The following is a 22,167-nucleotide window of genomic DNA, read 5'->3' as shown; positions in this document are numbered from 1 at the left end:
GCGGCCCGCGTCTGGCACGCGGGCCTGCGCCGCTTCCGCGGCGGCCCGGTCACCCCGCCGGACGTCCCGGCCACCCCCGGACGAGGATGTCAGGCGCCATTGACGAAGGCCATGCCCCTACCGGGCCTCGGAGAACAACGGAGCCGCTCGTCGAAAGCGCTCGGAGGAGACTGGTCTACCGGTCAGTAGTAGCTCCGGTGCGCCGTCCCCCCGGCGATGCCGAGGAAATAGAACACGTCGAGAAGGCGGGGGCCGCGCGAGAGCACCATTTGACCGGGCCGAACCCGAGGTCGATCTCCGCGCTCCAGCGTCCGTCCCATATCCGCTGGCAAAGAGTGTCCACGGTAGAAGACGTCGATACGCGAGCGTCCGTCGGTCGCGACCGCGGGCGCGAACGGGAAGATCGGACCGCCTCTGCCCAGTTCGACCGTTCGCCAGCCGCCGTCGAAATGGTGCTGCGCCAGTTCGCTGGTACGACGTGACCGGGCGGTCTTCCTCGCCAGGCCGAGACCCGCTGCGCTCGTCCCGTTGAACCGACCGTGGGTTCGTTGAGTCTCACTGTCGGTAACGGCCTGTTCGCGGGAGAGTGGAGGCGGGGGGATCCATGCACGGGGAATGGCGGGTGGGCGAACGGCTTCTCGGCCTGTATGAGGTCAAGGGGCTGCTGGGCGCGGGCGGGATGGGCGTGGTGCACCGCGTCCGTCACCTGGGCTGGGACCTGGACCTGGCGGTCAAGAGCCCGCGCGTCGAACTGGTCGGCGCCGACGCCGACCGGCGCGCGTTCTCGGCCGAGGCCGAGACGTGGGTGGGGCTGGGGATGCACCCGCACGTGTGCGTCTGCCACTACGTCCGCACGATCGACGGGGTTCCCCGGATCTTCGCCGAGTACGTGCCGGGCGGGAGCCTTCGCGACTGGATCCGGGACGGGCGCCTCTACCGGGGCGGCGGCCGGGCGGCGACGGCGCGGGTCCTGGACGTGGCGATCCAGCTCGCCTGGGGGCTGGAGCACGCGCATCGGCGGCGGCTGACCCACCAGGACGTCAAGCCCGCCAACGTGCTGATGGACCCGGACGGCACGGCCAAGGTCACCGATTTCGGGCTGGCCAAGGGCCTCCCCGGCGGCGCGGTCGGGGCTGTCGGGGCGGGGCCCGATCCAAGCGTCCTGGTCAGTGCGGGCGGGCTGACTCCGGCGTACGCGTCCCCGGAGCAGGCGGCGGGACGGCGGGTGGGCCGCCGCAGCGACGTGTTCAGCCTCGCGGTCAGCGTGCTGGAGATGATCACCGGCGAGGTCACCTGGGCCACGGGAGCGGCGGCGCGCGGGGTCTTGGCCGGGATGCGGCCGGGCGGCGGGCGCGCGGCGATGCCGACGAGTGTCACCGGACTGCTCGCCGAATGCCTGCGCGCTGACCCGGACCGGCGTCCTCGGGCGGGCGAGGTCGCCCGGCGGCTCGCCGCCTGCTACCGGGAGGCCATCGGCGATCAGTACCCGCGCCCGGAGCCCGAGGCCGCCTCGCTGCGGGCGGACGAGTTGAACAACCGTGCGCTGTCGCTGCTGGACCTCAAGCGGGAGGACGAGGCCCTCCGCTGCTTCGAGCAGGCGCGGGCGGTCGAACCCCAGCACGCGGGGGCGATCTACAACGCCGGTCTGCTGGCCTGGCGCGCCGACCGGCTGACCGACGGGGCGCTGATCGAGCGGATGGCGGCGGCCGTCGACAACGCCGACGATCCGGCCCAGGCCAAGATGCTCCTCGGGCATATCCACCTGGAACGCGCCGACGCCGCCACGGCGTGGCCGCTGCTGCGCGAGGCCGCGGACAAGGACTCCCGGGGCGCCGCGGAACTGGCGCGGCTCCGCAAGGAGACCTCGGGCTCGGACGGTTGGGAACACCTCGACGTCATCACCGGCAAGACCGGCGGGGTCACGATGCTCGACGTGGCAGCCGACGCCTCCGTCGCGGTGACCGGCGGCTACCGCCAGAGCGTTCAAGTCTGGGACCTCAAGCGCCGTGAGTGCGTACGCACTCTCAAGGCGGGCGAGGGAGGCGCCGCCTCGGTGGCCCTGAGCACCGACGGACGTTACGTGCTGTGCGCCTCCCGCGGGGACCGGAAGGTCCGGTGGTGGGATCTGCAAGGCGACCGGCAGGACGCACGCGCCCTGAAGGGGCGCCACAAGGGCGTGTGGAGAGTGCTGTACGACAGCCGGGAATCGCGCGGGGTTTCGATCGGCGCGGACGGCACCGTCAAACTCTGGGACCTCGGCGACAGGTCCGCCCGGGAGCTCGGCCACGCCGCGGCGGCGATCCGCGGCGCCCGGGCCGTCGCGCTCGCTGGAGGCCGGATCCTGGTCGGCGGCGGGGGCGGCGGCACCGTCCAGGTGCACGACCGCGACCATGTCGCCGCCCTGGAGGGCCACACCGGCCGAGTGGTGGCCATCGACATCACCCCGGACGGACGCCACGCGTTGTCGGCCGACGAACAAGGCACGCTGCGGCTCTGGGACGTCGAGGAACGCAGATGCCTGCGCACGCTGCGCGCCCCCGTCGCCCGCCTCTCCTCCGTCTCGCTCAGCCGGGACGCCCGCCTCGCCCTGACGATCGGACGGCACTCCGACGTGCGGCTCTGGGATCTGCGCAGTGGCCGGTCTCGCCTGTGCCCCCTCGGTGACATGGAGGCGGCCGACGTCCGCACCGGTCGGCTCAGCGCGAACGGCGGCCACGCCGTCTACGCGGGCTCGGCGAAATCCGCGCGCACCGCGATCTGGGTGTGGTCGATCCCCCGCGGGTTCTCCCGCGCGTCCTATAGGGCGCCTTTCCACATCTGCCGGCCGCGCGCTCACCGTGAGCTGACCGTGACCGACGCCAAGGTCGACCGCCTCATTCGCGCAGGCCGGAAGGAACTCGGTCAGGGGAACTTCTTCGAGGCGCACGACCTGCTGGTCCAGGCGCGCCTCACGCCGGGCCACCAGCGGTCCAGGCTCGTCCTGGACGCCTGGAACGAGCTCGCCCAGCAGTGCGTCCGCGGTCGCGTCCAGGGTGTGTGGCCCGTTGACCTGCCACCGCAACTCGCGACGGCTCCCAAGTCCCTCGTGGTGAGCCCAGACGGGACCACCACGGTCTGCAGCCTGCACGACGGCACCGTACTGATCTGGAACTGCTCCACCGGCACCGTCGAGACCCACAATCCCGCTCGCCATGGCCCGACCTGGAAAGCGGTCGCCGGAGACCTCGCCCTGGCCTCCGGCACCGGCAACCAGTTGCAACTGTGGTCGCTCTCGACCCTGGAGCGGCGCGGCCTCGTACCCGGCGGCGGGTACTCTTCGTGGCGGAACACGGTCGCGGTCGGCCGCACCGGAAAGTACGTGCTGACCGCTGGCGGGCAGACCGTTCGCGTGTGGGAAGCCTCGTCCGGAACCGAGGTCATGCGCCTCGGCGGACACCAGGAAGAAGTCTCCGCGGTCTGCCTGAGCCGCACCGAGCGCGTGGCCGTGTCCGGAACCGCCGGCGGCTACCTCAAGGTCTGGGACCTCGATGACGCGGGACGCTGCGTCGCCACGCTCGCGCCGTACGCGTACGCGCACAAACCCCAAGTGACCGCGATAGCGCTCACCGATGACGACCGGCACGCGGTGGCGTCCCGCTTCAGCGGCGCCCTGTGCGTCTGGGACCTGGAATCCGGTCACCGCCGCCCGGAGATCACCTCGACCGAGAACCTCGTCGACATGGCCCTGGAGGCCGAGGGCAGGTTCGCCCTCACCTCGGCCGGCGACGGCGAGCTCGCCTTGTGGGACCTGAGCAACGGCTGGCGCAACCACACCCTGATCACCCACGCGAGCACCCGCGCGAACGTCGCCTTCAGCGACGACGGCCGACGAGCCTTCGCCTGGGCCGCCCACGGTCCCCTGCGCGCATGGGAGATCGACTGGCGCATAGCCCCGTACCGGCGCCCGCGGCCAAGCGGCTCGTAGCCGGACACGTTCGGCGGGGTCCAGTTGAAGATGGGGTCGGCTTGGCGTAGGACGAGGTTCTGGCCCAGGTGACCGGCGGTCCACATGCTCGCGTCGCGGAGGGCGGTCCCCAGCGGACTCCTTATCTGGGTGAGACGGCCGATCCGGCGGGACCTCCTCATCATGGCCGAGGTGCGCGCCAGCCTGGCGGCGGTGTACCCGGCGGGCCCGACGCCCTTCGTGACCTCGTGTGCGAGTGTCACACCGTCTTCGATCGCCTGCCACGCGCCCTGGCCGAGATTGGGCGTCATGGGGTGGGCCGCGTCCCCCAGCAGGACGACCCGGCCGCTGTGCAGGGCGGGGAGCGGGCGCGGCATGGAGCAGACGTCGTTGCGCAGGATCCGCGCGGGGTCGGCCCGGCGCAGCAGGTCGGGGATCGGGTCGTGCCAGTCGCCGAAGAGGCGCAGCAGTTCCGCCTTCTCGTCCGGCGCGTTCGTCCCCGGCGCGGCGGGGGGCGGTGGCGTAGCAGTAGACCTGGCCTCCGGCGATCGGGTTGAGCCCGACGACCAGGCCGTCAGGCCCGTGTAGCGCGGCCCGGGGTGACCGGGGAACAGGGCGGACCGCACGCGGGAACCGATGCCGTCGGCGGCGACGATCAGGTCCGCGCCGTCCTCGCCTTGCGAGGTGGCCACCGTCCCGTCAAGAGAGGCCGACTCGACGGTGACGCCCAGGCGGATCTCCGCCGGGTCGAGGAGCCCTTGGAGCAGGTCCACCAGGGCGGCGCGCAGCACGACGACGGTCGGGTCGCCGAACCGCCGGGCGGCGGCCTCGGCGCTGGTGCGGCTCAGCCAGCCACCGCCCGGCCGCCGCAGCCCGCCGTCGCCGACGAACGCCGCGAGCTCGCGGACCCGGTCGCCGACGCCGAGGGTGTCCAGGGCCCGCAGCGCGTTTGGCGTCACGCCGAGGCCCGACCCGACCGGCTCCAGCGTGGAGGCCCGTCCGAGGACGCCGACCGTCCAGCCGCGGCCCTTGAGCGGCCGCGGCGGCGGTCAGCCCACCGATCCCGCCGCCGCGCCCTGACACTGCTGGCAGAGCGGCCTCCTGCACGAACGGCCGACGGATTAGCCTCAAGGGCATGGGGGAATCCGGCGCCAGGTGACACGACCGTGGACGGGGACGGCGCGGCGGTCCCCGTCCACGATCAGGCCGTCAGACGTTGACGCCGAAGTCCTTGGCCACCCCGGCCAGGCCGGAGGCGTATCCCTGGCCGATGGCGCGGAACTTCCATTCGGCGCCGCTGCGGTACAGCTCGCCGAACACCATGGCCGTCTCGGTCGAGGCGTCCTCGGTGAGGTCGTAGCGCGCCAGTTCGGAGCCGTCGGCCTGGTTGACGACGCGGATGAAGGCGTTGCGGACCTGGCCGAAGTTCTGCCCGCGGGCGTCGGCGTCGTGGATCGAGACCGGGAAGGTGATGCGGGCGACGTCGGCCGGGACCGAGGCCAGGTTCACCTTGATCTGCTCGTCGTCGCCCTCGCCCTCCCCGGTGGTGTTGTCGCCGGTGTGCTCGACCGACCCGTCGGGACTGCGCAGGTTGTTGAAGAACACGAAGTGCTGGTCCGAGGGGACCTGGCCTCCCTCGTTCAACAGGAGCGCGCTGGCGTCCAGGTCGAAGTCGGTGCCGGTGGTCGTGCGCACGTCCCAGCCGAGCCCCACCGTGATCGCCGTCAGGCCAGGCGCCTCTTTGGTCAGCGAGACGTTGCCGCCCTTGGACAGGCTGACGCCCATGTAGTCTCCTCTCGCGGATATCTACTACATTTGTAGCAGAAAAGCTCGGCGGTCAGGCGGCCGATCCGGGAAAGTCCGGGCGTCGAGAGTCAAGCCACGGCCGCGCGGGGCCGGAGTGCCTGCGACGCTACGGGAGGACGATGCCCGGCAGCGGAGCGCCACCTACTACAGTTGTGGCGGTTGGGTGAGGCGGCAGAGACCGACAACGAGCGGAGGATCCGATGCCTTTCTGGGACAAGCTGCGCGAGTCGACGCAGACGATGCAGTCGCAGCTTCTGAGCAAGAAGAACGATCTGAAAAGCGGTGCGTTCCGGGACGCGAGCATGGCGATGTGCGCGCTGGTCGCCGCCGCCGACGGGAGCGTCGACCCGGCCGAGCGGCAGCGGACCGCGTCGCTGATCGCGTCCAACGAGGTGCTGCAGAACTTCCCGGCGGACGACCTGCAGCGCCGCTTCAACGACTACGTCTCCAAGCTGACCGCCGACTTCGACTTCGGCAAGGTGTCGGTGCTGCAGGACATCGGCAAGACGAAGAAGAAGCCCGCCGAGGCGCGCGCCGTCATCCAGATCGGCATCGTGATCGGCGGCGCGGACGGCCACTTCGACGACCAGGAGAAGGCCGTCGTGCGCGAGGCGTGCTACGCGGTCGGCCTGGACCCCGCCGAGTTCGAGCTCTGACCGGCGCGGCGCGTCCGGTCACCGCACGGCGAGCAGCGGCAGCAGGCAGGACGCGGCGATGTGGTCGAGTTGCAGGGTCGCGGCGGTCAGCGAGCCGGTGACGACGCCGTTGCCCATGCACAGCAGCGGGCCGGTCACCGGGTTGCGGTCCGGGGGCCGGTCCAGGAGCGCCTCGACGCGCTGGACGACCCCGGAGTCGGCGAACGCGGCGGCCGGTGGTCCGGTGAGCGGATGGGCGAGGGCGGCCTTGGCGATCGTGCGGGCGACGAAGGCGCGGTCGCCGACCGCCTCGGCGGCGTCCTCGTCCGCCCAGCGCTCCACCGCGAGGCGCAGCCGCGCGTCCAGCGGGCGCAGCGGCGGCAGCAGCGCCGCGAGCAGGGTCCCGGACGCGGTGTAGCGGTGGTGCCGGTGCCGCAGGTGGGACGTCTCGTGCTGGAACACCACGTGGAGTTCGGCGGCCGTGAACGCGCGCAGCATCCCCCGCGACAGCAGCACCCCGCCGTGGCGGCCCGGCACCGCGACGGCGATCGGGACGTCGGTCTCCAGCGGCCGCCGCGCCTGCTCCCGCGCGCTCCGCAGCTCGGACGCCCAGCCGACGGCCGTCCCACCGGCGACCCATACACCCGCGGCCGACAGCAGCACCGCCGGAATCCCGACCGCGTCCGGGACCGGGCTGTCGTCTCCGAACAAGGCCCATTCGGGGACGTGCGCGGCGGCGGCCGGCGCCAGCGAGGCCCCGTAGTTGATCGACACGAAGATCCCGGTGCCGAGCGCGGCCACCGCGGTCGTCGCGGCCGTCGTCGCGAGCAGCCGCGCAGACCAGGACGGGTGCAGCGGTAAGGGGACCCGGCCGAGCACGGTGCTCAGCACCAGCATGATGGCCAGCGGCACGACGGTGAACCAGTTCACCCGCGCTCTCCCGGGTCGTCGAGCAACTCGCGCAACTGGCGCGCCTCCTCGCTGCTGAGCGTTCGGACGAACCGGTTCAGCACGCTCACCGGATCGCTGGCGTGCCGCAGGTGCGCGCGCATCCGGCCCGCCACGAGCTCCGACTCGTCGACGGCGAGCCGGTACCGGTAATGGCGCCCGGCCCGGGTTCGGGAGATGAGTGCCTTCTCGCACAACCGGTGAAGGATCGTGTTCACCGTCGTGTACGCGGGGTCGCCGTCGAGCCGCGCCACCAGTTCGGCCGTGCTGGCCGAGCCGCCGAGCCCGGCGAGCGCCGCCAGCACCTCCGCCTCCAACTGCCCCAGCGGTCTGCGCGACAACGGCCTCACCCCTTCGTGCGGAGGACGTCCGGTTCCGCCCCGATCGGCGCGAAGGCCAGGACGACGTACGCGCGGGCGTCCTCCAGCGCGGTCAGTCCATCAGCGCTCACAGAGTCCCCCCGCGCGTCGTCGCCAGGCTAAGCGTAGGAGGCGATCGCGGGCAGCATGTCCTGCAGGGTGCGGCCCTGGCCGGGTTCACCGATCGCGGCCATCTTCCACCCCGTCCCCTGGCGATAGACGCGTGCCATCACCATCGTGGTGTGCGGCCCTCCCCCGGTGAGGGTGTACCGGGCCAGCTCCTCGCCAGTGCTCTCGTCGACGAGTCGGCAGAAGGCGTTCTCGACCTGCTCGAAGGACTGGCCGCTGAACGAGCTCACCGTGAACACCAGCGACGTCACGTGCACCGGCACGCGGGCCAGGTCCACCAGCACCGACTCGTCGTCGCCGTCCCCGGCGCCGGTGAGGTTGTCGCCGGTGTGGCGGACCGAGCCGTCGTCGCTGGTCAGCTTGCCGAAGTAGACGACGTCGGCGATCCCGCCGTCGGCGAGCAGCACGCAGGAGGCGTCCAGGTCGATGTCCTGCTCGCGCTGCCTGCCGAACACGCCCTTCTTCTTGACCGCGTCCCAACCCAGCCCCATCCGGACCATGGCCAGCGTCCCGCCCGGCTTCTCCAGCGAGACCCGCTGCCCCTTCACCATCGACACCGCCACGACCTGGCTCCTCTCACCGCGACCGACCGGCCCTACCGGAACGGCGGACCGCATTCAAACTACACTTGTAGCAGGCTGCTTGTCGCGGCTCCGCCGCCGAGCGGGTCACCAGGCGCGGTCGTCCAGCCAGACGACCAGCGCGCCCATCTGAAGCGAACGGACGAGCCCGGCGGCGGTGATGACGCCGCCGGTGGCGGCCGGGCCGCGCCGGACGCCCCCGCCGTGGGTCCGTGCCGCCGACCCGCGCCCGGCACCGGGGGTCGGACTCCGCGGCCCGCACGAACGCCTTACCCCTCGCGAACGCGACGTCCTGCGCATCGGCGACGCCTGGGCGACGCCGAGATCGCCGCGCGCCTCGTGCTGTCCGAGCACACCGTCAAGATCGGCTGCCGCACCCGAGGCCAGGCCGCCGCCCTCTCCCACCGCTCGCGCCCGGACCGACACTCAACCGGGGCGCTCCGTGCGCCCTGATCAGGCTCGTTTACCGCTAGCCGGATCCCTCCGGTTACCGCTAGGCGGTAGGAGGATTGGGCACTCGCCTTGACGACGGGCCGGGTGCCGCGGGCCGATCGTAGGCCCCTAGGGGAGAAGCGGCAGCGTCTCCGGAGGATTTCGGTGGGCTCACACAGGGTGCAGAACGATCGTTTGCAGGTACTGATCAAAGAGGCGGACTGGAACGGCCAGAACCTCGCCGAGGCGGTGAACGCGGTCGGCCGCGAGGCCGGCCTCCGGCTCGCCTACTCCCGGTCCTCGGTCGGGCAGTGGATCTCCGGCATGACTCCCCGGCGGCCCGTGCCCCACGTCGTGTCCGAAGCGCTCTCCCGACGGCTCAGCCGACCGGTCACGATGGCCGAGGCGGGCTTCGGCGAGACCTCCGCCGAGATCGGGCAGCGCGCGGAGAGTCCGCTCAGGCGGCTGGTCACGCTGGCCGCCGCCGCGACCGATCCGCGCGCCTTCGGCACCTCCGCCTTTCGCGTGTACCGGCTGGCCGAGTCGGTGGTGCCGACGACGGGCGCGGGAGGGCGGGTCCCGGCGGCGGACCCGCTGGGGGAGTTCGTGCGCGTCAGGCGCGCCGACGTCGAGTCCGCGGCGGAGATGCTGCGGCTGTTCACCGACGCGAGCGCCGCCGGGGGCGTCGGCCATGTCCGTCCCGCGCTCGGCCTCTACCTGGCCGACACCATGGCCCCGGCGCTGCACGCGGCGCCTCCCGAGACCCGCGCGGAGTTGCTGCCGGTCGCGACCCGGTTGATCCACCTGTGCGGGCTGATGTGCTGCGACGACGAACTCCACGGGTTCGGCCAGCAGTACTACCGCGTCGCCCTGCGCCTGGCGGCCGGGGCGGAGGACGCCGGTCCCCGGGCCCTGGTGCTGCGGGCGATGAGCACCCAGGCGGTGGCCCTCGGGCATTACCGGCACGCGCTCCGGCTGGCCCGGGTCGCCGTCGACACGGCCACCGCGGACATGCCCGCCGCGGACCTCGCGGCCCTGCTCGGCCAGCGGGCGGTGGCGCGCGCGGCGACCGGCGACCGCGACGGCGCGGTGCTCGACATGAGGTCGGCGCAGTCCTGCCTGGGGCGGGCGCGCGCGAACGAGAGCACGGCCCGCGGCGGGCCCGCGGCGGCGCTGGCCTGCCAACGGGGCCTGATGCTGGCCCTGCTGGGGGAAGTGCCGCAGGCCATCGGGCAGCTGGAACTGTCCGTGCGCCGCCGTCCGGCCACTGAACGGCACAATCGGGCCCTCATCCTGGCGCATATCGCCGATCTCCGCCTGCGCGTCGGCCACCTGGATGAGGCGATCACCACCTGGCACCGCTTCCTGGACGAGTATCCGGCCATCAGTTCCGGACGGGCCCGTACCGCGCTCGCGCTCCTGCAGTCCAGAATCCGGCCTTACCGGGGAAATCCGGCGGCCGACGCCCTGCTGACCAGAGCCCGGTCCATTCAGCAACGGCTCCCCCGCCTGGCCGCGTGACCCTTCTATTTCGGTGGGCGGCGTTTCCGGCGGCGCCGCGCTCGACCGCCGACGGCGGTCCGCCGCGCCTGAATTCGCGTCAAGATCTTTAAATCACTTCACGACTTTCCGACACCGCATGGGACCGCTGTCGCCAATTTTGGGTTAGCGTCACCTCTTGTGCGTCGCTCAGGCACTTCTCCAGCACCGCGGAGAAGTCGAAAGGGAGTGGAGAGGAACGGTGGAGCACAGCACGAAACCCCTCGTTGACGTGCTGCTCGAGGGCGGCCCCGACACCTTTTCCGCAGCCGACCGCCGCCGCCGGATTCCGGCCGGGGAGCCGACGGTGAAAGTGTCGCGCGGACACTGCACCGAACATTTCTTCCAGACCCGGCGGGTTGTCCGCATCGAGGACGGCGAGTTCCAGATCTACCACTGGTCGCACCGGACCTACGTCGCCGAATAAGGGCCCGGTCAGCACAATCAGGGAGACCAAGATGTCAACCTCGCAATCGGCGCCCATCGCGATCATCGGAATGGGCTGCCGTTTCCCCGGGAAAGTGGAGACGCCCGCGGGACTGTGGGAGCTGGCGGCGGCGGGCCGCCAGGAGATGGGGCCGGTCCCCGCCGACCGGTGGGACGCCGAGCGGCTGATGGCGTTCCAGAATCCCGACGAGGCCGTGCGGTACGGGCGCGGCTGCTTCCTGGACGGGGACGTGTGGGCCTGGGACCCCGAGGCGCTCAACGTCGCGCCCGCCGAGCAGCGGTGGGTCGACCCGCAGTTCCGGGTGCTGATGGAGGTGGCGCGGGAGGCGGTGGAGCACGCCGGTGTGCCCCTGGACCGGCTGCGCGGGTCCCGCACCGGCGTCTACGTCGGCGCCTACACGCCCGACAACCTGTTCCGCGAGGCCCGTCCGATCGAGGACGCGCAGAACAGCATGTACCTGTTCGGCAACTTCCCCGGCACCCTCGTGGGGCTGCTGGCGTTCAGCATGGACCTGCGGGGCCCGGTGATGGCGCTGAACACGATGTGCTCGTCGGGCCTCGTGAGCGTCGACACCGCCTGCGGGGCCCTCACGCTCGGCGAGTGCGACACGGCGCTGGCGGGCGCGGTGATGCTGATGCTGTCGCCGCAGACGCACCACCTCGAAGCCTCGCTGCTGACGTCGCAGCGCGGCGAGTCCTTCGCCTTCGACGGCCGCGCCGACGGCTACGTGCGCGGCGAGGGCGCGGCGATGCTGCTGCTCAAGCGGCTCTCGGACGCCCGCCGCGACGGCGACCGGGTGCTGGCGGTGATCCGCGGCGGCGTGGTCAACAACGACGGCCAGGCCACCCGGCTCACGGCCCCGTCCACCGAGATGCAGCAGGCCCTGTACCGCGCGGCGGCGACGCGCGCCGGGATCGACCCGGGCCGGGTCGGCCTGGTCGAGGCGCACGGCGCGGGGACGCCGGTCGGCGACCCCGTCGAGTACGCGTCCATCAACGCGGTGTACGGGCGCGGAACCGGCCGCTGCGCGCTCGGCTCCATCAAGACCAACATCGGGCACTCCGAACCGGTGTCGGGGCTCGCGGGCACCATCAAGGCGGTCGAGTCCATGCGGCGCGGCCTCATCCCGCCCAACGCGAACTTCCTCGACTGGAACCCGGCCATCGCGGTCGACGAGGACTCGCGGCTGTTCGTGCCCACCAAGGTGACCCCGTGGCCGGTGGAGGGCGGATCGCGGCTGGCGGCCGTGTGCTCCTACGGCGTGACCGGCACCAACGCCCACATCATCCTGGAGTCCGCGCCGGTGGCGTCCGCGCGTTCCGGCGCGGCGCGCGGGTCCGGACCGCGCGCGGCGGGCCCGGCGGACGCGCGGCCGCGGCTGTTCGCGCTCTCCGGCGTCGCGCCGGAGTCGGTGGCGCTGGCGGCGGGGCGGCTGGCCGAGTGGGTCGACGGCGAGGGCGCCGGCACCGACCTGGACGACGTCGCCCGCACCCTCGCCGCGCACCGCTCGCACGCCGCGCACCGCGCCGCGATCGTCGCCCGCGACCGCGGCGAGCTGGTGGCGCGGGCACGGGCCTTCGCGGCGGGCTCCGCGCCGGACGGGGTGGTCGACGGCACGGTCACGCTGCCCGCCGGGCACCGCGGACCGGTGTTCGTCTTCCCCGGTCAGGGCACGCAATGGGCGGGGATGTGCCAGGGGCTCCTGGAGTCGGAACCGGAGTTCGCCGCCGCCGTCGACGAGATCGAACCCCTCATGGCCGCCGAGTCGGGGTTCTCGCTGCGGCGGATGCTCGACGAGCCCGAGCTGCTCGTCGGCGTGGACCGCATCCAGCCGGTGCTCTTCGGCGTCCAGGTCGCGCTGGCCCGGCTGTGGCGGTCGTGGGGCGTGGAGCCGGCGGCGGTGATCGGCCAGTCCCTCGGCGAGGTCGCCGCGGCCGTCGTGGCCGGCGGGCTCGACCTCGCCGACGGGGTGGCGGTGATCTGCCGCCGGGCGACCCTGCTGGCCGAGACGGCGGGCGGGGCGATGGCCTCGGTCATGCTCGGCGCCGACCGCGTCCAGGCCGACATCGAGGCGGCCGGCGCGGACGGCGTGGCGGTGGGCGTGCTCACCTCGCCCGAGGCGACGGTGGTGTCCGGTGACGCCGAGCAGGTCGCCGCGCTGGTGGAGCGCTGGCAGGCGGACGGCGCCGTCGCGCGCATGGTGGACGTCGACGTCGCCTCCCACTCCCCCCAGATGGACCCCATCTTGGACCGCCTGCACGAGGCGGCGTCCACGGTGACCCCGCGCGAGCCCCGGCTCGCCTTCTACTCGACCGCCGCGGACGACCCGCGCCGGCCCGGACCGCTGGACGCCGGGTACTGGGTGCGCAACCAGCGCCGCACCGTCCGCTTCCACGAGGCGATCGCCGCCGCGATGGCCGACGGGCACCGGCTGTTCATCGAGTGCGGCCCGCACCCGATGTCGGTCCGCCCGGTCGCCGACACCGCGCGCCGCCACGACGTGGAGGACGCGCTTGCGGTGGGCAGCCTGCGCCGGGGCGAGGAGGACCAGGACGCCTTCCTCGCCAACCTGGCCGCCGTTCACTGCGCCGGGCACGCCGTCGACTGGAGCGTCCGCCACGGCCAGGCGCCGCCGGTGGACGTCCCCGGCACGGCGTGGCGGCGGCTGCGGCTCGGCGGGGAGCGGGAACCGTACCGGCTCGTCGCCCCGAACCTGCCCGCGGCCAGCGAGCACCCGCTGCTCGGCGGGCACGTCCACGACCCGCAGTCGCCCGGGCGGCACCTGTGGCAGACGCCGATCAGCCCGCGCCGCCTGCCCTGGCTGGACGACCACCAGGTGGCCGGAGTCGCCGTGCTGCCCGGCACCGCCTACGCCGAGATGATGCTGGCCGCGGGCGCGGAGGTCTTCGGGACCGTGCGGCTGTCGCTGAGCGAGCTGAGCATCGAGAAGCCGCTCCCGCTGGAGCCCGAGCCGCTGGTCACCACCCGGTTGCGGAGCGAGGGGCGCGAGGCCGCCGCCGAGGTCGTCTCGCAGGGGCGGGACGGCGCGCTCATCGTGCACGCCCGCGCCACGGTGCGCCCGCTGCCCCGGCACACGCGGGCCAAGGCGCTCGATCCCGCCGCCCTGACCACCCCCGAGTGGCGCGACTCGGTGCCCGAGCAGCTGTACGCGCACGTCCGCGAGCGGCACAACGTGATCCACGGCCCGGCCTTCGCCGCGATCGAGCGGATCCAGGTGCATCCGGAGGAGGACCGCGCGGTCTCCTCGGTGCGCATCGCGGACGCCGGCCGGGTGTCGGCCTGGATGATGGTCCTGCATCCGGCGCTGGCCGACGAGGTCGTGCAGACCGTGGTCGGCGCGTGGATCGTCAACTACGCGACCAGCCCCGGCCCGGTCGTCGTCGGCGGCGCCGCCGAGCTGCGGGTGTACGGGCCGACCGCGCACGCCCGCACGGCGAGCGTGCGGCTCGACACCGCCGACGACCTGGCGTGCACCGCCTCGGGGCAGCTGATCGCCCTGGACGGCACCGTGGTCGCCGAGGTGCGCGGGCTGCGGCTGCTCAACATCACCCCGCCGCAGGAGCGGTTCAACTCCCGCCTCGCCCACCTGGAGCGGGTGCCCGAACCGGCGGCGGAGCCGGCCGACGCCGAGCGGGCGGCCGCGTCCCGCTACCTGGTCATCGCACCCGAGGGGACCCCGTGGACGCGGCGGCTCGGGACGCTGCTCGCCGAGGGATCGGCGGGCTGCCGGGTCCTCGCCCACGGCCCGGACGAGGCGCTGACACCGCAGCGGCTCGACGAGGCGCTCGACGAAGCAGACCAGGACCCCCGGTCGTCCCGCACCACGGTCGTGCTGGCCGTCGGCGCGGCCCACGGGGACGGCGACCCCGCCGCCGCCGCACGCGAGGAGCTGAAGCGCGCGGTCACCGTCGTCCAGCGGTCGGCCGGACGGGACGCGCCGCCGCGCCTGTGGCTCGCGCTCCGCACCGGCGACGCGCCGACGCCGGGGGCGATGCCGCCGGCGATGTCGGCGGCGGGGCTGCGCGGGCTCTGGCGCGCCGCCGCGTTCGAGCATCCCGAGCTGGCGCCGAGCATCGTCGAGCTGTCCGGCGGCACGCCGCTGGACGCGGTGCTCGCCGACCTGCGCGCCGCCGACCTGCCCATCACCGAGGTCACCTGGTCGCACGGGGTCCGGCACCAGGTCCGGGTGAGGCCCGGCCCCGGCGCGACCGCGGCGGCGCCGCGGCGGCGGGTGCGCCCCGACGCCGCCTACGTCGTGACGGGCGGTCTCGGCGGGCTCGGCCTGGTCACGGTCGGCTGGCTGGCCGAGCGGGGCGCGCGGCGGGTGGTGGTCTGCGGCCGGTCCGCGCCGTCCGAGCACGCCGTGGAACGGCTGGAGTACCTGCGCACCCTCACCGGCTCCGACATCGCCGTGGTCCTCGGCGACGTCGCCGACCCCGGCGTCCTCGGCCGGGCCCTGCGCACCGCGACCGGCGAGGACGTCGCGCTGCGCGGCGTGCTGCACGCCGCCGGAGTGGTCGAGGACGCGACCCTCGCCACCCTCGACGCCCCGCTCATCGACCGGGTCTGGCGCGGCAAGGCCGAGGGCGCGTGGGCCCTGCACCAAGCGACCCTCGACCACGACCTGGACTTCTTCGTCGTCTACTCCTCCGTCGCCTCCCTGCTGGGCTCGCCCGGCCAGGCCGCCTACGCGGCCGCCAACGCGTTCCTGGACGACCTCGTCGGCCACCGGCTGAGCCACGGCCTGCCCGCGACCGGGATCCACTGGGGCGCGTGGGCGGAGGTCGGCCGGGGCCAGCACCTGGGCCGCCAGGGGCACGTGACGATCTCACCGGCCGACGGCGTCGAGGCCCTGGAACGCATCCTCGCCGACGGGCACCGCCAGATCGCCTACTCGCCGATCGACGCGGCCCAATGGACCGCCGCCTACCCCGCGCTGGCCACCTCGTCCCTCCTACGCGACCTCCTGAGCGGACGGCCCGCCCAGAACGACGGGCCGTCCGCGGTGCTGGCCGAACTGCACGACGCGCGGAGCCCCGCCCAGCGGCGCAGGATCCTGGAAGGCCACATCATCGACTGCGTCCGCGCCATCCTCGGCGGGACCAGCCGCCACATCTCCCCCGACACCAGCCTGGTCCTGCTCGGCGTCGACTCCCTGGCCGCCGTCCAGCTCCAGCAGCGGCTCCAGAGCACCCTGAAGATCACCATCAAGCCGGGGGTGATCTGGGTCAAGCCGAGCGCGGCCGGGCTGGCCGACTGGATCGGCGGGCAGATGGGCTTCTCCGAGCCGGCCACCGGAAGGCGGACGCCCGATGCGGCAGCCGACGTCCTCCCCGCGTAGCGGCGAGCCCTCCCCGCGTAGCGGCGAGCCCTCCCCGCGTAGCGGCGGCGAGCGCCGCACGCGCGCGCACCGGCCGGGCGCCGCCGCCCGGCCGGTGCCGGCCCTGCTCGCGCCGGTCCGGCGCCCGCCGGTGCTGTGGGCCGCGTTCGGGACGGCCTGCGTCCTCTTCCAGGCGTGGGTGGCCGTGCGGTGGGCCGCCGACGGCAACCTGCACGGGTACGACTTCGACGGCCCCATGCCCGCCTACCTGAAGGTCAGCACGCAGGTGCTCCAGGTCATCGCGATCGCGGTGTGCGCGGTGATGGCCGCGGTGTGCTGGCGGGGGTCCCGGGCGGCCGGGCGGATCACCCTGTCCACCGCCCTGTTCACCGGCTACTTCCTGTCCTTCTGGAGCGACCCGTACTCGGGCGCGATCCATCAGACCGCGAGCGACAACCTCTACGGGATCAGCTATCCGACGTGGGGCCCCTACATGCCGGGGTGGGACGGCCCCACCCCGCAGGCCCAGAGCCTGCTGGAGAACCTCGGTTACCCGTGGGTGGTGATCTGGATCTGGATCGGCATGGGCATCGCCCACGGGCTGAGGACCCGGCGACCGGGCTGGAGCCGTGCCCGCGTCTGCTGGCTCACCGCCGCCGCCATGTTCCCGATCGACATCGTCCTGGAACACGCGTACATGCGCTTCGGCGGCTACGGCTACTCCCGCGACCTGCCCCACTTCACCCTCTTCGGGGGCGAGTGGTACCAGCTCCCGCTGTACTCACCGGCCATCATGACGTTCTGCGCGGTCATGCCCGTGGTGGTCATGGTCCTGTACGCCGGGCCGGGACGGGAGGTCTGGCTCCTGGAGGGCTCGCTGAGCCTGCCGCGCCGGATCCGGCCGTGGGTCCGGCTGCTGGCGGGCGTCGGGTTCGCCAACGCCTGCATGCTCTCCCTCCAGCTCGTGGTCTTCCTGGCGTCCCTGGTCAGCCATCCGATCGACCTGCCGCCCTGGTACGGGCGCCCACCGGCATGAGCCCCGTGCGGCGCCGCGGCGGGCACGCCGTCGTGATCGGCGCGGGGATCGCCGGCCTCGCCGCCGCACGGGCGCTGAGCCGCGCCTTCACCGAGGTCACCGTCGTCGAGCGGGACCGGCTGCCGGCCGAGCCCCGCCCGCGGGCCGGCGTGCCGCAGGGCCGACACGGTCACGCGCTCGCGGCGCGGGGCCTGCGGGTGCTCAACGAGCTGTTCCCGGGGCTCAGCTCGCAGTTGGCGGCGGCGGGGGCGCCGCCCGCCGACTTCTGCGCGCAGGCCGAGCACCTCTGGCCGGGCGGGCTCCTCACGGCGACCCCGTCGGACGTGACCATCCAGCCGGTCAGCCGGCCGCTTCTGGAGACCGTCCTGCGGGACCGCGTGCAGGCGACCGACGGCGTCCGTGTCGTGGAGGGCCGCACCGTCACCGGGCTGGTGGGGGACGCGCGACGGGTCACCGGCGTCCGGTTGACCCGGCGCGGCGGCGGGGCCGCGACGCTCCCCGCCTCCCTGGTCGCCGACGCGTCCGGGCGCACGTCCCGGCTGCCCGGCTGGCTGGCGGCCATCGGCGTGCCCGCCCCCGAGGAGACGTCCGTGGACGCCGGGGTCGGCTACGCCACCCGGGGCTACCGCGCCGAGCCGGAGGCGGGGCCGGGCTGGCGGGCGCTGTTCGAGATCCCCCACGCCCCCCGCCTCCCGCGCGGCTGCTTCGCCCTCCGCGTCGAGGGCGACCTGCTGCTCGTCACCCTCCAGGGCGCGGCCGGCGACCACCCTCCGGCAGACGAGGACGGCTTCGACCGCTTCATGAAGTCGCTGCGCAGCGACATCGCCGCCGTCGTCGCGCCGCTGCGCCCGGTGTCCGGGGTGGTCCGCTACGCGCGGTCGACGGCCGTCCGCCGCCACTACCACCGGGTCCGGCCCTGGCCGGACGGCCTCGTCGTGCTGGGCGACGCCGCCTGCACGTTCAATCCCCTGTACGCGCAGGGGATGACCGTCGCGGCGCTGGAGGCCCGGGCGCTCGGCGAGCTGCTCGGCCGACCCTCGGACGCCGACCTGACCGGGTTCTCCCGGGTGTTCCAGCGCCGCGCGGGACGGATCACCTCCTGGCCGTGGCTGATGTCGTCCCTGGCCGACCGGGCATGGTCGGAGACGACCCCGCTGGTCACCGCCGCGCACCGGTACCTGACCACGTGCCAGGATCTCGCCGTCGACGACCCCGCGATGTTCCGCGACCTGGCGCGCGTCACCAACATGCTCAGCGGGCCCGCGCCCCTGTTCCGTCCCCGCAACCTCGAACGGCTGCTGCGGCGTCACGCGAGGCCCCGCTGAAGGAGCGTCGGCCGCGGCCCTGGAGACCACGGCCGACGCTCTTCCCACGCCGAGGCGGTGGGGCGTGGGGCTCGCGGGCGGTCCCGCGGGTCAGCCGTCCAGCGGCGGCGCGGTCAGCCGGACGGGAAGCTCGCTCCAGCCCTGGAGCATGAAGGTGGGGAGCTGCCCCAGCTCGGCGGTGTCGGCGGCCAGCCGGAGGTCGGGGAAGCGCTCGAAGAGCGCGGGCAGCGCGGTGAGCGCCTCCTGCCAGGCCAGCGGCTCGCCGATGCAGTGGTGCGCGCCGATGCCGAAGGCCAGGTTCTCCCGCTGCTCGCGGCCGGCGTCGAACTCGGCGGCGTCCTCGCCGTGCTGGTGCGGGTCGTGCCCGGCGACGAGGTAGGTGGCGAGGATGGCGTCGCCCGCCGGGACGCGCACGCCCTCCAGGTCGAGGGGCTCCACCGCGAACCGCAGCGGGATGTTGGCGGCCGAGGGGTTCACTCGCAGCGTCTCCTCGATGACGGCTTCCCAGGACAGGTCGCCCGCGCGGACCCGCCGCAACTGGTCGGGGTGGGTGAGCAGGGAATGCACCGAGTTGACGATCAGGCTGACGGTGGTCTCCTGGCCACCCGAGATGATCATCAGGAGGGTGTCCCGGAGCTCGTCCCGCGACAGCCGGTCGTCGCCCTCGCGGGCCTCGATCAGCTGCGTGGTGAGGTCGTCGGCCGGGTGCTCGCGCTTGCGGGCGATCAGGTCGTCGATCATCTTGTAGACCTCGACGACGGCCACGGCGGACTCCTCGGGGGAGGCGATGCTGGTGTCCAGGACCGCGGACACGAGCCGGGCGAAGTCCAGCCGCATCTCCTCCGGCACGCCGAACCGCTCGCAGATCACCCCGAGCGGCAGGGGTTGGGCGTAGGCGGCGCGCAGGTCCACGACCCGCCCCGGCGGCAGCGCGGCGAGGTCGTCGAGCAGCCCGGCGGTGATCCGGTCGACGATCGGCTGCATCTCCTTGGTCCGGTGGTTGGTGAAGCTCGGGGACAGCAGCCGGCGTAACCGCCGGTGCTCGGCCCCGTAGGCGTTCAGCATGGTGCGCCCGCCGACCACCACGTTGATCCAGGCCCACTCGGGCCGGGTGGCGACCTCCGGCCACAGCCGCCAGTGCCGCCGGGCGTCCTTGCTGACCTTGGGATCGAGCAGGACCCGCCGCAGCAGGTCGTGCCGGGTGACGACCCAGGCGGGGATCCCGCCGGGCAGTTCGACCCTGACGACGTCGCCGGCCTCGCGGAGCCGGGCGGCCTCGCCGACGAGGTCGGCGCCCGCGGGATCGATGGTGAAGGGCGGTCGGCTGGTCATGGAGAAGCTCCTCGGGACGGGTGCGGAACATGCGTCGAACGTGCAGGACTCCGCCGCGATCTTGACGGGGGGGGCCGCGCGCCGGTGCGTCATCTGGGTTCGGAGTCCGGAGGGCGCCGTCGAGGCGCCCGGTCGGGGTACGTCCAGTAGCTGTCCGCGGCGGGGTCGGGCCGCCGGCGCAGCGGATCGCGGACCAGCCGGACGGCCAGTCCGACCGGCACGACCACCAGGTAGTAGACCAGCACCGCCAGCACCGCGACGCCGGCACGGGTGATCGCTGCCATCGAACCGCCCTCTTCGTCGATCGGGTCTCGTCAGTCGAGCGGAATCCGCTCCCGCCAGTCGCCGTCCTCGGTCCATTCCGGCTGCTCGCTCTTGTCGAGGAGGAAGGAGCCCATCGCGAGCAGGTCGATGTCGGTGCGCATGAAGCACCGGTACGCGTCCTGCGGGGTGGCGACGATCGGCTCGCCGCGCACGTTGAACGACGTGTTCACCAGCACGGAGCATCCCGTGCGGGCCTTGAAGTCGCCGAGCAGCCGGTGCAGCGCGGGATCGTGGTCGCGCGTGAGGGTCTGGACCCGCGCGGAGAAGTCCACGTGGGTGACGGCCGGGATCGTCGAACGCTGTATCCGCAGCAGTTCGAGCCCGCCGCCCGGGCGGCCGCGCGCCGGGCGGCGCTGCCGCTCCGCGACCGGCGCCACCAGCAGCATGTAGGGGCTCGGCTGGCGGAGGCGGAAGTACTCGTGGGCGTCCTCGGCGAGCACGACCGGGGCGAAGGGCCGGAACGACTCGCGGAATTTGATCTTCTGGTTCAGCGCCGACTGCATCGCCGGGTTCCGCGCGTCGCCGAGGACCGACCGGCCGCCGAGCGCCCGGGGCCCGAACTCCATGCGGCCCTGGAACCAGCCGACGACCTTGCCGTCGGCGAGCTCGGCCGCCGTCCGGCGCGACAGCTCGGCGGGGCTCAGCCGCGTGTGGGGGAGGTCGTTCGCCTCCAGGAACTCCTGGATCCGCCGGTCGTCGTAGCCCGGGCCGAGACGTGCCCCGCGCATGGCGTCCGAGCCGCGCCGGACGTGCGCCCGGCTCCCCCGCGCCGCCAGCAGCGCCGCTCCGAGCGAGCCGCCCGCGTCGCCGGCGGCGGGCTGCACCCACAGTTCGTCGACGTCGGGCCCGGCCACGATCCGGCCGTTGGCCACGCAGTTCAGGGCCACCCCGCCCGCCATGCACAGCCGCCGCTCGCCGGTGAGCCCGCACGCGGTGGCCGCCAGCTTGAGCATCACCTCGTCGGTGACCTGCTGCGCGGACGCGGCGAGGTCGAACTCGCGCTCGGTCAGCGGGCCCTCGGGCCGCCGCCGCGGGCCGCCGAACAGCTCCTCGAACCGCCGCCCGGTCATCACCTCCCCGTACAGGAACTCGAAGAACCGGGTGTCGAGCCGGAACGAGCCGTCCGGCTTGACGTCGATGAGCCGCTCGCGGATCAGCGGGGCGTACGTCGGCCTGCCGTAGGGGGCGAGGCCCATCAGCTTGTACTCGCCGGAGTCGACCTTGAAGCCGCAGAAGTAGGTGAACGCCGAGTAGAGCAGGCCCAGCGAGTGCGGGAAGCGCAGCTCCGCGACCGGTTCCACGCCGCGGCCCTCCCCCCGCCAGATCGTGGTGGTGGCCCACTCCCCCACGCCGTCGACGCAGAGGATCGCCGCGCTCTCGAAGGGGCTCGGCAGGAAGGCCGACGCGGCGTGGGACTCGTGGTGCCTGAAGCACCGGATCGGGGGGACGGGGCCGAGGTCGAGATCCCTCAACCGGTGGGCGACCGTCGCCAGCGGCCGCGCCTTCCCGCTCAGCCATCCCGGGAACGCCCGGCGGAACGCCCTTCCCCCGCGCGGCGCGACCCCGGCGAAGGTCCACAGGGCCCGCCTGAGTTTCAGGGCCGGATCCTCGTAGTAGGCGACCGTCTCCACGTCGCCGAGTTTGATCCCGGCCTCGTCCAGGCAGTACCGGACGGCCCGCGCCGGGAACGACGGATCGTGGCGGCGCCTGCTGAACCGCTCCTCCTGGGCCGCGGCCACGATGTCGTCGCCGACCACCAGCGCGGCGGCGCTGTCATGGTAGAAGGCGGAGATGCCGAGAACCGGGGCGGTCACCGGACGCATCTCCGCGCCCCTGGAGTGCGAGGCCCCCGCGGGTCCGCGATGACGCCCACCGCGACCTCCCTTCAGTACATCGGATAGATCGACCTGTCGTGCTCACGCTTCTTGCGGCGCCGGAAGAACGCGGCGACCCGCCGCAAGACGCCTCGAGAGGATTTCATCGGCCACC

General features: G+C 73.6%; 15 protein-coding genes and 1 pseudogene. 7 read left to right on the top strand and 9 right to left on the bottom strand.

What is annotated here, in order from left to right:
• Window positions 1–604: 604 nt before the first annotated feature.
• Window positions 605–3,511: pseudogene (locus tag ACH01S_RS46720) on the top strand (protein kinase domain-containing protein); the annotation flags it as partial.
• A gap of 164 nt (window positions 3,512–3,675) precedes the next feature.
• On the opposite strand, the gene ACH01S_RS45720 reads toward ACH01S_RS46720, so the two are convergent.
• Complete coding sequence (locus tag ACH01S_RS45720; protein ID WP_255220075.1) at window positions 3,676–4,902, bottom strand: FAD-dependent oxidoreductase; 1,227 nt, start codon at window positions 4,900–4,902, stop codon at window positions 3,676–3,678.
• A gap of 250 nt (window positions 4,903–5,152) precedes the next feature.
• The gene (locus tag ACH01S_RS05125; protein ID WP_067885908.1) at window positions 5,153–5,728 is read right to left on the bottom strand and encodes a TerD family protein; all 576 of its coding nucleotides are present in this window, start codon (window positions 5,726–5,728) and stop codon (window positions 5,153–5,155) included.
• A gap of 221 nt (window positions 5,729–5,949) precedes the next feature.
• Here ACH01S_RS05125 and ACH01S_RS05120 point away from each other — a divergent pair, with 221 nt between their 5' ends.
• Window positions 5,950–6,405 (top strand): tellurite resistance TerB family protein, encoded by a 456-nt coding sequence (locus tag ACH01S_RS05120; protein WP_067885906.1) that lies wholly within the window; start codon window positions 5,950–5,952, stop codon window positions 6,403–6,405.
• Window positions 6,406–6,423: 18 nt separating this feature from the next.
• Here ACH01S_RS05120 and ACH01S_RS05115 read toward each other — a convergent pair whose 3' ends face one another.
• The 4 genes from ACH01S_RS05115 to ACH01S_RS05100 form a co-directional block, all read right to left on the bottom strand.
• Window positions 6,424–7,314 (bottom strand): M56 family metallopeptidase, encoded by an 891-nt coding sequence (locus tag ACH01S_RS05115; protein WP_067885904.1) that lies wholly within the window; start codon window positions 7,312–7,314, stop codon window positions 6,424–6,426.
• Window positions 7,311–7,673 (bottom strand): BlaI/MecI/CopY family transcriptional regulator, encoded by a 363-nt coding sequence (locus tag ACH01S_RS05110; RefSeq protein WP_067885901.1) that lies wholly within the window; start codon window positions 7,671–7,673, stop codon window positions 7,311–7,313. The genes ACH01S_RS05115 and ACH01S_RS05110 overlap by 4 nt, the downstream gene beginning before the upstream one ends.
• Window positions 7,674–7,810: 137 nt before the next feature.
• Entirely contained in the window at window positions 7,811–8,383 is a 573-nt protein-coding gene (locus ACH01S_RS05105; RefSeq protein WP_067885899.1) for a TerD family protein, read from the bottom strand.
• 105 nt (window positions 8,384–8,488) lie between these two features.
• Window positions 8,489–8,755 (bottom strand): hypothetical protein, encoded by a 267-nt coding sequence (locus ACH01S_RS05100; RefSeq protein WP_067885890.1) that lies wholly within the window; start codon window positions 8,753–8,755, stop codon window positions 8,489–8,491.
• Window positions 8,756–9,028: 273 nt separating this feature from the next.
• On the opposite strand from ACH01S_RS05100, the gene ACH01S_RS05095 reads away from it, so the two are divergent.
• The 5 genes from ACH01S_RS05095 (at window position 9,029) to ACH01S_RS05075 (ending at window position 18,522) form a co-directional block, all read left to right on the top strand.
• A complete protein-coding gene (locus ACH01S_RS05095) occupies window positions 9,029–10,354 on the top strand; it encodes an NsdA family TPR-like regulatory protein (protein WP_083980338.1) in 1,326 nt (441 codons plus the stop codon).
• A 220-nt stretch (window positions 10,355–10,574) separates the two neighbouring features.
• Window positions 10,575–10,799, top strand: a complete 225-nt coding sequence (locus ACH01S_RS05090; protein WP_067885886.1) for a DUF5988 family protein — start codon at window positions 10,575–10,577, stop codon at window positions 10,797–10,799.
• A 31-nt stretch (window positions 10,800–10,830) separates the two neighbouring features.
• Window positions 10,831–16,182: a type I polyketide synthase gene (locus tag ACH01S_RS05085; protein ID WP_083980337.1), complete on the top strand. Its 5,352-nt coding sequence runs from the start codon at window positions 10,831–10,833 to the stop codon at window positions 16,180–16,182.
• Window positions 16,154–17,197: a spirocyclase AveC family protein gene (locus tag ACH01S_RS05080; protein WP_067885883.1), complete on the top strand. Its 1,044-nt coding sequence runs from the start codon at window positions 16,154–16,156 to the stop codon at window positions 17,195–17,197. Before ACH01S_RS05085 ends, ACH01S_RS05080 begins: the two co-directional genes overlap by 29 nt.
• Window positions 17,194–18,522, top strand: coding sequence for an FAD-dependent oxidoreductase (locus ACH01S_RS05075; RefSeq protein WP_067885882.1), 1,329 nt, complete (start codon window positions 17,194–17,196; stop codon window positions 18,520–18,522). The genes ACH01S_RS05080 and ACH01S_RS05075 overlap by 4 nt, the downstream gene beginning before the upstream one ends.
• Before the next feature lie 90 nt (window positions 18,523–18,612).
• On the opposite strand, the gene ACH01S_RS05070 is transcribed toward ACH01S_RS05075, so the two are convergent.
• The 3 genes from ACH01S_RS05070 to ACH01S_RS05060 all read right to left on the bottom strand — a co-directional run bounded on the left by ACH01S_RS05070 (window position 18,613) and on the right by ACH01S_RS05060 (window position 22,001).
• Window positions 18,613–19,854 (bottom strand): cytochrome P450 family protein, encoded by a 1,242-nt coding sequence (locus ACH01S_RS05070; protein ID WP_067885881.1) that lies wholly within the window; start codon window positions 19,852–19,854, stop codon window positions 18,613–18,615.
• A gap of 89 nt (window positions 19,855–19,943) precedes the next feature.
• Window positions 19,944–20,138 carry a hypothetical protein gene (locus ACH01S_RS05065; protein ID WP_067885880.1) on the bottom strand — a complete coding sequence of 65 codons (195 nt, stop codon included), beginning with the start codon at window positions 20,136–20,138 and terminating at the stop codon, window positions 19,944–19,946.
• Between the two features lie 30 nt (window positions 20,139–20,168).
• Complete coding sequence (locus ACH01S_RS05060) at window positions 20,169–22,001, bottom strand: carbamoyltransferase family protein (RefSeq protein WP_246237112.1); 1,833 nt, start codon at window positions 21,999–22,001, stop codon at window positions 20,169–20,171.
• Window positions 22,002–22,167: the final 166 nt, after the last annotated feature.

Origin of the sequence: Actinomadura chibensis NBRC 106107 (assembly GCF_001552135.1) — a bacterium.
In the GTDB taxonomy this organism is placed as follows: domain Bacteria; phylum Actinomycetota; class Actinomycetes; order Streptosporangiales; family Streptosporangiaceae; genus Spirillospora; species Spirillospora chibensis.
This window is presented reverse-complemented; position numbering and strand designations above follow the sequence as displayed.

Coding starts and splice junctions, on each gene's coding strand:
- ACH01S_RS05125 (WP_067885908.1), bottom strand. CDS start 5,728: ATGGGCGTCAGCCTGTCCAAGGGCGGCAACGTCTCGCTGACCAAAGAG.
- ACH01S_RS05120 (WP_067885906.1), top strand. CDS start 5,950: ATGCCTTTCTGGGACAAGCTGCGCGAGTCGACGCAGACGATGCAGTCG.
- ACH01S_RS05085 (WP_083980337.1), top strand. CDS start 10,831: ATGTCAACCTCGCAATCGGCGCCCATCGCGATCATCGGAATGGGCTGC.
- ACH01S_RS05080 (WP_067885883.1), top strand. CDS start 16,154: ATGCGGCAGCCGACGTCCTCCCCGCGTAGCGGCGAGCCCTCCCCGCGT.
- ACH01S_RS05075 (WP_067885882.1), top strand. CDS start 17,194: ATGAGCCCCGTGCGGCGCCGCGGCGGGCACGCCGTCGTGATCGGCGCG.
- ACH01S_RS05070 (WP_067885881.1), bottom strand. CDS start 19,854: ATGACCAGCCGACCGCCCTTCACCATCGATCCCGCGGGCGCCGACCTC.
- ACH01S_RS05065 (WP_067885880.1), bottom strand. CDS start 20,138: ATGGCAGCGATCACCCGTGCCGGCGTCGCGGTGCTGGCGGTGCTGGTC.
- ACH01S_RS05060 (WP_246237112.1), bottom strand. CDS start 22,001: ATGCGTCCGGTGACCGCCCCGGTTCTCGGCATCTCCGCCTTCTACCAT.